This window comes from Mesorhizobium sp. BR1-1-15 (assembly GCF_020165475.1).
GTDB lineage: Bacteria > Pseudomonadota > Alphaproteobacteria > Rhizobiales > Rhizobiaceae > Mesorhizobium.
Genome location: NZ_JAIUIF010000004.1, coordinates 69,653 through 81,153, shown reverse-complemented (window position 1 = coordinate 81,153; position 11,501 = coordinate 69,653). Strand labels below are relative to the sequence as shown.

7 protein-coding genes and 1 tRNA gene are annotated in these 11,501 nt (G+C 61.6%); 3 read left to right on the top strand and 5 right to left on the bottom strand.

Features of this window, described 5'->3' with window-relative positions; genetic code table 11:
* Position 1: 1 nt before the first annotated feature.
* Genes LB541_RS08970 through drmD form a run of 4 tightly spaced genes read right to left on the bottom strand, consistent with a single transcriptional unit; the run spans position 2 to position 7,779 of the window.
* Complete coding sequence (locus LB541_RS08970; RefSeq protein WP_224618197.1) at positions 2–679, bottom strand: hypothetical protein; 678 nt, start codon at positions 677–679, stop codon at positions 2–4.
* A gap of 14 nt (positions 680–693) precedes the next feature.
* Entirely contained in the window at positions 694–4,131 is a 3,438-nt protein-coding gene (locus tag LB541_RS08965) for an Eco57I restriction-modification methylase domain-containing protein (protein ID WP_224618196.1), read from the bottom strand.
* A 52-nt stretch (positions 4,132–4,183) separates the two neighbouring features.
* The gene (locus LB541_RS08960) at positions 4,184–4,627 is read right to left on the bottom strand and encodes a hypothetical protein (protein ID WP_224618195.1); all 444 of its coding nucleotides are present in this window, start codon (positions 4,625–4,627) and stop codon (positions 4,184–4,186) included.
* Between the two features lie 8 nt (positions 4,628–4,635).
* Complete coding sequence (gene drmD, locus LB541_RS08955) at positions 4,636–7,779, bottom strand: DISARM system SNF2-like helicase DrmD (RefSeq protein ID WP_224618194.1); 3,144 nt, start codon at positions 7,777–7,779, stop codon at positions 4,636–4,638.
* Between the two features lie 208 nt (positions 7,780–7,987).
* Between drmD and LB541_RS08950 the strand changes: the two genes are divergently transcribed.
* The 3 genes from LB541_RS08950 to LB541_RS08940 all read left to right on the top strand — a co-directional run bounded on the left by LB541_RS08950 (position 7,988) and on the right by LB541_RS08940 (position 11,308).
* Positions 7,988–9,208 carry a hypothetical protein gene (locus LB541_RS08950; protein ID WP_224618193.1) on the top strand — a complete coding sequence of 407 codons (1,221 nt, stop codon included), beginning with the start codon at positions 7,988–7,990 and terminating at the stop codon, positions 9,206–9,208.
* A 512-nt stretch (positions 9,209–9,720) separates the two neighbouring features.
* Entirely contained in the window at positions 9,721–10,089 is a 369-nt protein-coding gene (locus tag LB541_RS08945) for a hypothetical protein (RefSeq protein WP_224618192.1), read from the top strand.
* Positions 10,090–10,402: 313 nt separating this feature from the next.
* On the top strand, positions 10,403–11,308 hold the full coding sequence (locus LB541_RS08940; RefSeq protein ID WP_224618349.1) for a tyrosine-type recombinase/integrase: 906 nt from the start codon (positions 10,403–10,405) through the stop codon (positions 11,306–11,308).
* Between the two features lie 73 nt (positions 11,309–11,381).
* On the opposite strand, the gene LB541_RS08935 is transcribed toward LB541_RS08940, so the two are convergent.
* Positions 11,382–11,455 (bottom strand) — tRNA-Gly (locus tag LB541_RS08935).
* Between the last annotated feature and the right edge of the window lie 46 nt (positions 11,456–11,501).

Here is an 11,501-nt window from a genome sequence, read left to right as displayed (position 1 = left end):
ACTAATCATTCTTGTCAAGGTGCGCATACAGTTCGTTGAGCCTAGCTGGTCCGGCTCGATTGGTGTCCTTCAGCCAGGTAACGATCCTCTTCATGGGATAACCCCATTGCTGGAAATTGTATCTGACGGAACAGGTTGGCCTTGCCTCATCCGGCCTGAAACAGGCCTCGGCATAGTTTAGGATAACGGGAGCCGTCAGACGCCACCTGTCTTCTGGGGACTCCGACATGGGCGGACAACAGAGAAGCGCTCGGACACGGACGTCGCCTTCGACCAGCCCCTTCCGTGCCTGTTCGATAGCAAGCTCTTCATCAAAGAGACCTCTCACCCTGCCAGCCACTTCGGCTACCTTGTCGGCCTCGAATGCTCCCGTCCAATTGAGAATGCCTGCCAGCGCGCCGGCGTCCAATTTCATCGGCTTGTTGAAGGTCAGCTTGTTTGGGTCACTCTTTACCTCACAGATCAAAACGTCCGTTATCCCGGAGGCCGTGTCCAGAAACGGGTCGTCGTCGATCATGCGCTCAGGCTGCGCGTGGTGAGATAGGCGAATTGCCAGACAATCCACTTCCGTTGTCGCCTGTCCGTGAATTGGGGAGTGGACGATGAGGCCGGAGGTGAAATAGCCGTTCAATCTCAGATAGAGCGTGACCAAGGCTTCGTCGATATCGGATTGCTTCATCCTGCCCTCGTCGTTCAGTCGTTTTCCTTGTCGACTTCCAACTCATCGTCCTCGCTTCGCACGCGCTTGCGGCCCTTCTCGTGCAGCCCTTGGCGGACTTCTTCCGCGTAGCGCTCGGCGTTGAGGGCGAGGAGGCGGGAAAGGACGAGATCGCGCTGGGCTGCGGGCCAGAAATAGCGGCCCTGGTAGGTGTGATCGTCCTCGCGGTCTTCGGTAAGGAACTCGGGCTTGACCGTTTCGGCGAGATCATCCCAGCCATAGGCGCGGAGCACGGCGCGATCCATCTCATCGTGCAACTCGCGCAGGCGCTGGATGGCCGGGCCGATCTCGCTGTCCTTGTGGAAGCGGTTGTAGGTCTTGGTCATGCCTTCGTTCAAATTGACCATCAACTTAGCGCGGTAATCATAATAAATTTGAGCAGAAACCTTGATTGAAGAGTCAAGCAAGAGCGGGCGCGGAAAGGTCTCAAAGCAGTCCGTTCCGGTGTAGACCGGCCTGTCCTCCAATGTAGAGCCAAAGAACTTGGCCCAGCACTCGTGGACTCGAGACTGTAGGACCGAAAACTGGTTCATCTCTTGAATAACGAAAACCGCAAGGCGATTGCTTGGAAGCACATTAGAGGGGACGAACGCGAGCGCATGATGCTTCGAGACTTTAGATAGAACGAGATATCGCGGCACCTGAGCGAGAAGACCACGCAGTTTGATGCGAGCTCGCCAAAACTGCCACCAGGGCGCAGTGCTGATTGGTGGGCCTTTGGCTTCCCGCTCAGGCTTCACGCTCAGCTCAATCAATTTTGTCGACAGCGGCCACAAGCTCAGCACGTCTGCTAACGAACGGTCAGCGAAATAGAACGCCTTTCGTTTTGGTGACTGTCGTGGATCCTCGTTTATCTCCTCGCCCCCAATAAAGGGAAGGATGACATCCTCAGCAGAGGGCTCGTCACGTAGGAGCTGTTCAACAGACGCGGACGAGTGAGCGCCCGGCGTTTCGTCACAGACCAGAAAGCCAGCGGCATAAGGAACAAGGCCTTCAAAGCAAACTCCTCCATTGCCGTGCAGTCGGGAAGGCTCGGAATCCCGATCACCTGCGAATAGGAAGGCTGTAATGTTGGAGACTGAAGCGCCGTTCAGTGTCGGAGACGGTAATGGCTGCCGCCCATAGTGAACAATAGAAACACGAACTGCGGCCTCTCCTGGCCACATAAAGTTTCGAGTAGCGTGGTGAATGTGCGCCCCTTGACTCAGGAGATAACGCAAGCCCGCTAATCGCGTATCCCCTTGGGCGACTGTATTCGTCGCTACCAGCCCAACCGCGCCATGGTTTGCCACCAGCTCAAATGCGCGCCGCATGAAATAAACGATCAGATCTGCGCGATTTCCGCCGCCCTCGTATAAAGTCATCAGATATTGAAGGTATCTTTTCGAAAGCTCCGTGGATATTCGGGTCCCCCCGAGAAACGGAGGATTGCCGACGATCGCATCGAACCCCGGGTTATCGCGCGAGAACACCTCCGGAAATTCGATCTGCCAGTGGAACGGCCCCCAGCCCTGGTCGGTGCGGAAGCGCCTCGCCGCGGATTCGATCCTGTCCCATGACGGTCTGAAATTGGCGGTGATCCAACTCTCGACTTCGGTCCGCGCCTGCTCTTTCGCTTTCGCCTTGTCCGCCGAAAAGAACGCAGCGATTACCGCATCGCCCACCTGCCTGGCCCGCTCGATCTCTTCCTCGACACGGCGATGTCGCGACTCCTGAATGGCTCGCGTCACATCATCGGGTGCCGTGCGGATGGCCTCGCGACCTTCAAGGGCCTTGCGAACCTCGTCACGGATCAGCTGCCGGTAGAGCGGCAGGCCTGGCTTGCTATCGTCCCAGTTCGCCGCTTCGATCTCCTTCTGCGTCAGCCCGACCAGACTGTCACCCGCCTTGATCGCGTGATCGAGGAACGAGAATTCGTGCTCGCGCGCGAGCGTGGCGAGCCAGAGCGACAGCCGCGCCAGATCGACGGCCATGGGGTTGCGATCGACGCCGTAGAGGCAGCGCTGCGCCACCAGACGGCGCGCATGGATCACTTCGTCCTCGTCCGGTGGGATGGTCGGCTTTTCCGCCTTGTGCATGTCCCAGGCCAGCTCGAGCCGCGTGCCGAGCTGACGGCAGGCCTCGACGAGGAAAGCGCCGGATCCGCAGGCGAGATCCAACACTTTCAGCGACAGCACTGCCTCCGGCGAGGCGTTCGCGCCGATGCGCTCGAAGGCTGGCTCCAGCGCGTGGCGCACGATCGGTTCCGTGAGAGAGCGGGGCGTATAGTGCGAGCCGGAGCGACGGCGCTCATCGGTAGGCTGCAGATAGGGCACGCCCACGCCGATCGGCGTGGATCTGGGCGAGGCGCGTTCGTCAACCGCGCTGCCAAGCGCTTCGATCAGTCCATCGACATCGTCCGCAGCCTTCACCGCAGCGGCCTGCTTCGTCGAGAGCTTGATTGAGAGGTCCTTGAGCCATTTCTGCCGCTCGGCAGGTTTCTGCGCCAGCAGCGTCTCGAGGCCGATGAAGTTGGGCAGTTTCTTTTCGTCCTTGAGCGCGATCATGCGCTCGCTTGCGCACTTGGCGGTGAAGCCCATGACCGTCTCGTAGACCGATCCGATGCTTTCGACATCGAGCGAGCGATAGGAGAGCCGCTCACGCACCTTCTGGCCGTCAAGGCTTTTCCCTTCCACGGTCATCAACCCGTGCAGGATGCGCAGGATCGTTCCGTCGGAAAGCGGAAGCACCTCAGCCGCCTCCTTCGCGGAGCCCTTGTGGCGTCCTTCGAGGAACGTAAAAGCGTGGAGATCGAACAGCTTGCCGCCGCGCCGCGCCACCCAGTTGGGGTAGCCCTCGTGAATGATGCGGAAAACGGCTAGCAGTTGCCCCCAGGCGCCGCGCCGCTCATCCATGGTGTCGGGGTTCAGCGCCTCGTCGTCGAGTAGGCGCGCGTAGAGCGTCTTGATCGAGTAGCCCTGTTCCCAAAGGGCCTTCAGGTCCGGCTCGCTGGCAGACGGAAGGAGGTCGCGATCCTCGGCGTAGAGCAGGAACACCAGCCGCATCAGGCAGGTCAGCAGTCCCTCATAGAGATGGTGCGGATCGTCAGAGGCCAGCGCTTCGATCCGGACAGGATCGGCGCGGTGGATGCCGCGCAGCAGCTCATAGAGCGCCTCCAGCACCTGGCTCGACAGCTTCTCGGAAACCTCGCTCTGAGCTTCGCGCGAGAGCTTGAGCAGATGACGCAGCCGGGTCTCCGGCGCGCCAGTCCAGAAAGCATTGCGGCCAAGGCAGAGCTTCAGGCCCGCGAGCATCGGCCTGCCTTCCACCCGACCGAGCGCCGCCAACGGCCAGGTGATCCAACCGGCGGTCTCGCCACGTGGCGCCTGGATCAGCCGCAGCGTATTGCGGGCGATCAGAATTCCCGTGCCCACACCGGTCTCTCGTAATAGCCGTTCAAGCCGTTGGTGTGGGCTGGCCTCCCACTCATCGGCGCCGAACTGGCCTCGATCGTCGGGGTCGAGAAGGATGGAGCAGCACGAGCGCCTGGGCCGGAATGTTCTCCTCGCCCTCGCCGTCCCGCCACAGCACGGCCATGTGCGGCTCAAGCAGCGTGCCGTGCTCGGGCAGAGCTCGCGAAAGCTCCGGCGGCACCGGTGGCCCATCCAGCGCACCGGCGACGAGCCTCGCTGGCCAGTTCAGCAAGGCACTAAGGAAGCGCCATGGGTCGCGGAGGATAAAGGCCTTGTCGTCCTCGACGTCGGTATCAGTGGGCAGGCCCAGCGCGTCGGCCGCTTCTTCGGTATCGAGCGGTGTCTGGCGCAGCGGGGTGAGGCCGCTGCTGCGCAGCACATTGGTGCCAAGGACCAGGCCCTCGGGTTGCAGGTAATTCAGCCACTGGCTGGTTTCGTCTATGTCGCCTAGTGCCACTTGATGCCTCAGCTGGTCGTCGGCCAGAGATATACGAGCCCGATCGGTTCGATCTGGCGCGCGGCCACGGCGTAGTTGTCGCGCACTTTTTGCGGCTCGGTCTCGAGGTCCTGCTGCAGCCGGACCAGCTTGCCATCCCACGAGCGGCGATCCGCCTCGAACTGACGAAGCTCGCGCTCGGCCTGCTGCTTCTGCTCGTCGCTCTGATAGAGATCGAGCGACAGTTGCGCCGGCGGCTCGGCGTCACGCATGCTTTCCCGCACACGCTTGATCTGCCGTTCGAGCAATTCTCGCAGCCCGCTGGCTTCCCGCTCGCCATTGTCGGCCAGATCCTTGATCGCCGCTATTTCGGCTGCCCCGGCTCGGCGTTCGAGATGCGGCCTAAGATCGGAGATGTCAGCATCTACGGACTGCCTGAGACGCTCTATTATGCTGTCGGCAGGCGGCCGCCCGGTGCGCAGGGCCTCTTCGAGTTGAGCGATGGTCGTCGCCTCGCCCGTGTCGCCGAAGGGCTCGAGCGGGATCTCCCTGCGCACATCACGCCATGCGGCGGTCACCGTGATGACTTCCTCGTGCAGCCGCCGCGCATCCGGCCCGAACAGCGACAATCGACCGATCAGCGCGACGCGTGGCTGAGCGCCCGCGCCCACGATCGCCGTCACGCGGCCGATCGAGCTGCGGAAACCCTGGGACGCGAAACGCGAAATCAGCCGCTTCACCAGTCGGTGTTCCAGGTGAAGCTGAACGATATCCTGGGGTTCGGGTTCGCCGTCGGCGAGCACCGGCGGTTCGAACACTAACCCGCGCACTGGCGTCTCGCGCCGCCACCGGGCACGATCGCGTTGCCGCGGCGGGCGTCCCGCGCGCAGCTCATCGAACAGCACGGCCCACGTGGGGTCCTTCTCGAAACCGGGAGAATTCGGGTCGATCGTAACTGCTTCGGGAGCAGCGAAGTGGCCGGCCTCAAGCCTGGCGCCATCATCGGCCAGTGCGATTTCGACAATCCGCTTGACGTCGGAACCAGCCACGCCGACGCGTAGGCGCGCATCTTCGAGGCGGCGCTGCAGCCAGTCCTGCTCTTCCTTCAAGCGCCGGATCCGCCGGTCCGCCTCATCGTCGAGGTCGCGCTTGGCCACGCCGACACCATCGTCGGCGACGTTCTCGATCTCATTCGCGATGCTCTCGGCGTCGCGGCGCGAAATGCCGCTTTCCGTGAGCCTCGTCTCGATTTTACGCCGTAGCACCTCGCCGGCGGTGCCCAGCTGCTTACGGATGATCTCGGTCTTGCGGATCAGCGTGTCGAGCACACGATCCTCGACGCGCTGCCTGTAGAGGAAGTAGCGACAGCTAACCGTGCGCGATGGCTGCAGCTTGCGATCGATGCGGCCGTTGCGCTGTTCCAGGCGCGACGGGTTCCAGGGCAGGTCGATGTGGATGAGGTCGTGGCAGCGTGTTTGCAGGTTGAGGCCCTCGCGCGCCGCATCGGTGCAGACCAGGATGCGGATCGGCGCCTTGTCGAATGGGGCGTTGAAGCGCTCCTTGATGACATCGCGTTCATCGAGGCTGGTCCGGCCCGTGAAGCTGACGATGCGGCCGTTCAGGTCGATCCTGCCACGGCTGCGCTCGCTCAGGCCTTCCTCAAGACGCTCGACGACCCAGCGGCGGGTGTCGTCCCATTCCGTGAACAGGATCAGCCTGCGGTCCCTCCACGCGTGCTTCTCGTCGAGCATTTCCGCCTCGATCCAGTCGAGGAGCCTTTCGATCCGCTGGTCGGGGGCATGGCGATGCGCCTCGGAGATCTTCAGCATCGCCTCGACATGGGCGATCGCGGCATTGATATCGCCAAGCTCACCGCGGGCGTCATGCGTGACCACCTCGATGAGGTCGTCGCTCTCGATGACGTCCTCGGCCGTGTCATCGGCGCTCGCCAACCTCTCATGTCGTCGCTGAAGCGCCCGCAGGTGCGTTCGCAGCGTGCGATCGAAAGCCGTGATCGAGGAGAACAGGCGCTGCTGCAAGTTGGCGAACAGAAACCGCGCCCGGCTGCCGCCCATGTTGCCTGAGCGGTAGGCGTCGAGCATTTCGGCCAGTTGAAGTTCCGGTGCGTCGGGCGGCAGACCGTCGATGACGATCGGGTCGACCAGGCGCTCGGGAAATTTGTGACCCAGCTGGCGCAGATCCTCCTTTAGTCGGCGGACCATGACGGGCTCAAGATCCTTGGCGTTTACCTCGATGCCGCGTGTGAAGCGCTGAGGATCCAGGATATCCAGCAGCGTGGAGAAGGAATTGGCGTGACCGTTGTGAGGCGTCGCCGACAGGAACAGCCGATGCTCGAACGGTTGCGCGATTTCCCGCACGGCGCGGGTCAACTGCGACTCGGTCGCCCAGGCGAGCCCTCCGGCCGGAGCGGCATGATGGGCCTCGTCCAGGATGAACATCGAGCGAGCGCGATAGGAGCCGAGCATGTCGCGCAGTCCGCTCATGTAGGTTTCGTCCGCAAGCACGCTGTGCGAGACGATGAAGCGCGATCCGATGCTCCACGGGTTGGCCGAAAAGCCGCGGCGACGGCGGGTCTCGAGCAGATAGTCGCGGTCGACGATGGTGAAGTCGAGACCGAACTTCTGCGACAGTTCATCCTGCCATTGCGACTGCATTGATGCCGGAGCGGCCACCACGACGAAGCTCAGCCGCCGGCGCAGCAGCAGCTCACGAACGATCAGGCCTGCCTCGATCGTTTTGCCGAGACCGACGTCGTCGGCGATCAACAGGTTGACGCGCGGGAGCTCAAGGGCCTTCGCTAGTGGCAGGAGCTGGTATTGCTCGAGCCTGATGCCGGAGCGGAACGGGGCCTGAAACAGCCTGCGGTCGGCGGATGTCGCGGTGCGCCACTCCGTGGTGAGCAGATGGGCGCCGAGCCGTCGCGGGCTCTCGAAGGTGTTCTTCAGCAGGTTCGACCAATCCGACGTGTCGACCCGCTCCAGATCGAGCTCGGCCTTCACCGCGACGCGCAGCCCGTCGCCTTGCGAGTCGTCTTCCACCGACACCAGATCAAGCGTCGGCACTGGCCCGTCGGTAACCAGATCCTCTACGATCCATGTCGTCGATCGTGCGCGAACGAAATCGCCAGGCCGGAATGTCGGTTTTTCAGTCAAAAGGAATCCCCCCCCAGGCCATGATGAAGCGCTTTGTCGAACGACGTCAACCTCAGAGACTTGTTGGAGGCCGTATCGTCCGGCACCTCCGGTGGCGATGTGCTGACCGTGTCATGATCTCAAAGAAGAAGTGAGCTCTATGAACCCGTGCCGATTGCGGCTATGGGCGCGGGCTCGTCTCCTCGGTTGCTTTGATTCCGCTACCTGCATGCTCACACACTCCGTCACCCTGACCGCTATCAAGTTCCCCACGACCTACGATCTGCACTACGTAGAGCAGCCGGTTGCAAAAAAGCAGAAGCGCTTTCAGAACCGGGTTTGCCTCGAGCCGCAGATCGACCTGAAGGCCTACACATGCCGAGCGGTCGTCGACTGGGCCGATATCCGGTTCCGGACGGTGGAACACACCCAGTGGCGATGGGTCAAACACTACGTGGACCGAGCCATTGGGGAGAAGGTCTTTGTGGAGAAACAGAAGCTCGACGACGACGGCAAATACCGGGAATTCCGGGTGCGCATCCAGGAGCCGGTCACCAAGGATCTGCTGCTCGCCGAAGAGGCCGTCAGGGCGAAATGGGATCTGGTAGGGCCGGCCGAGATCGTCGGCCTCGAAGTCAGCGTCGATTTCAAGCCGCGCGAACCGTCGGAGGAAGCGCGGGCGTTGATGTTCGGCGTGCTGGTGCGCAGCCATCTGCCCAGCCGGGATGTCATTGACGAGCCGGCCGACCGCCCGAGGTTCGCCTGGGACAAAGGTGACGGCGCCACCAGCTACGTGCTCGGCTATGATCCGAGGCATCCCGACCGCAGCGACGCTTTCCTGCTCGACCCAACGAAGGATAAACCGGCGACAATCGACTCCACCTACTACGCCGGCGCCAAAAGATCACGATGCTCATGGCGAACAATGGTCAAACTGCTCGACAAACAGAATATCGCCACCGGCACCAGGGATGTCCTGCCGGAAAAGAAGAAGAGAGCGCGGATCGAGGTCACGGTCGACAAGGGCGAACTCGACGAGATGGGTATCCGGACGATCGAGGATCTTGCAGACTTCAAGTTCCAGCGCTTCCAGGGCCGATACTTCAAGTTCGTTCTGCCGACCTTCCCGGATCTTGCCTACAAGCCGGAAGAGAAAAGGGGACTGCTCTTGGAACAGCTACGGGAGACGCGGCTGCGACGGTTTCTGAACGCGGGTGTCATCGGACTGGAAGCCTGGGACGAGGCCTGGCGAAGGAAGAAGAAGCAGACCCGGAAGAAGACCCTCAAGGGCGACCTACCTTTGGCGCTGACGTCTATCACGGCCGGAAGCTCCAGCTCGCTGACGGATTACAATGATCTCACAAGACGGGTGATACAGGCCCTCCGTCACATCGATGACCGGATGCGGCTGAAAGATCCATCCCCGAGCTCGGGCGCCAGCGATTCTTGAGGACTTGATGGTCTTCTCTGTCTTTCGATGCGTGTAGCGGTAAAGAAGAGGATGCATGCATGCAGTGAAGCAAGTTATTAGAGCCGAAATGTGCGCCATGACGCCGGTATCAACGCCCTCAAGCAGTTCAGCGCTTCACACAACAACCGGCAGACGCGCATTTCCGTGGAGAAAAGCTGAAATGCGTTCAATGCGGCGATCAGTTTCGATCGCGTCGGCCGAGGACATCCGCATCGCGCCGCGGCCATTGCCGAATGGAGCCACGAGAACGCGCCCGGCGAAGAGATCCAGGACGCAAATCACCTGGCTGATGATCGTGCAGTGCGACAGCGACGCTACTGTTCGTTTCAGATGCTCGCCTTTGTCACAGGGGCGCTCCAGGGCTGGCGCCGATGCTGTCGATGCAGCAATGACGCATCGAGCATACGGAACCAGCCGGTGACGCGCCCTCGCGAGAATGCATTCCGTCCTTCATCTGCATTGAGAACACTCGACAAGGTTTAGAAAAGTCAATGAATGAAGCTCGTCCGTTCGTCGCCTTCAGTTTCGCGTATGTAAGGCGGCAATTTCACTCGTTGGACGAGCTCAATGCCAACGGCGCGCTCAGGCGTCAGCGTGCAGCGCAGCTAATCTTCGAGAAAGTCAGTGGAGGGCGGATCCTGCAGACGATTGCCGACTGGAGCACCTATCGCGCGTCGTTCACATCGAGGGAGAAGTTCCGGCACGCGCTCGAAGTAGCGCGCAGTTCCGGTGCTGGCCTTCTCTTGGCCGACATCCGGGAACTGTTGGCACGCACGGCACGTAACCGGATCAGCGAGTGCGCGGATACATTGGATGCTCTCGATGTCGAAGTCTGGGATGCATCATTGCGTCGCACCTAGCAATCGATGACGGAGGACGAGCGGCGCTCTCTCGTCATAAACGCCGTGCAGACGAACAAGTCGCGGTCTGAAGCGGTGAAGGTCGGACTTCGGCTGGCCCCAACGGAGAAGGCGCCGCCTCCGACCGCCAACTACAAGCACGGCAATAGCGCCAATCGCCTTGCAGCCGATCGGCGCGCTCGCCGGCTCCGGCATTTTGTCCTGGAAGAGATGGCGAGGCTGCCGCCAGGCGGGGAATTGTCGCCGTCGGTCTTGGCAGCGGCACTGAACGCGGCGGGGATACGTTCTGCTCGGGGCGGGCACTGGAGCCACAATACAGCAAAGGACCTCATCGCCCGCATCGGCACCTTGCCAGCGAACCCTGGTGGCACTCTACAAGGCGAGCCCTGACTATCAGAAGCTTGCCCACTCGACGCGGCGCAACTGGGGACCCTGGCTTGACCGCATCGGCGATCATTTCGGCGAGTTGCGGATCGCACAGTTCGATCGGCCTGAGAGGATCAGGCCGATCATCCGGCAATGGCGAGCCAAATATGCCGAGAAGCCCCGGACGGCAGACTATGGCATGCAGGTATTGTCCCGCGTGCTCTCCTACGCTGTCGATCCGCTGGGCAAGATCGCTTCTAACCCATGCGAGGGGATCAAGCAGATCTACAACCATTCGGACAATGATCGCTCCGAGATCATCTGGACGGATGGCGATATTGCGCATCTGAAGAAGACCTGCTCGGTCGAGATTGCGCACGCCGTCGACCTGGCTGCCCATACTGGCCTGCGCGCCGGAGATCTCCTGCGACTGTCCTGGTCCCACGTCGGCGAGGATGCGATCGTTATCCCCACCGGCAAGAGCGGCCGCCGCCGTGAGGCGATCATCCCGCTTTACCAGGAATTGCGCGACGTCCTCGCGCGCATACCGAAGCGCTCTCCTGTCATCCTGACGCACAGCAAGAAAGGACCCTGGGCGCCGGGTAGTCTCACCAAAGCGTTCGACACGGCCAAGGAAGAGGCCTGGCCGAAAGGCGACAATCTGCACTTCCACGATTTGCGCGGCACTGCCGCGACAAAGTTCTACCTTGCCGGTCTCACCGCGCGCGAGATCGCCGAGATCATGGCTTGGGAGGAGAACACCGTTGAGCGGATCATTCGCCGCTACGTTGGCCGCGGTGCCGCGATCAAGGAGAAGATTCGCAGGCTCAACGAGGCCAAATCGAGAACATAGGCTGTAAAACTACCTGTAAAACCGCCTACCTCGATCACGGGCGGCTCCAGGCCCAAAACCTTGCGCTGCAAGCTGGAGCGGGTAGCGGGAATCGAACCCGCGCGTTCAGCTTGGGAAGCTGACAGGCTACCATTACATCATACCCGCGCAGCAGCCTCGTTACCATGAGGGCTGGCCATCGGGCAATCGCAAA

What these genes read in the sequence shown, in the direction of transcription:
- LB541_RS08970 (WP_224618197.1), bottom strand. Translation starts at nt 679, where the DNA reads ATGAAGCAATCCGATATCGACGAAGCCTTGGTCACGCTCTATCTGAGA.
- LB541_RS08950 (WP_224618193.1), top strand. Translation starts at nt 7,988, where the DNA reads ATGCTCACACACTCCGTCACCCTGACCGCTATCAAGTTCCCCACGACC.
- LB541_RS08945 (WP_224618192.1), top strand. Translation starts at nt 9,721, where the DNA reads ATGAATGAAGCTCGTCCGTTCGTCGCCTTCAGTTTCGCGTATGTAAGG.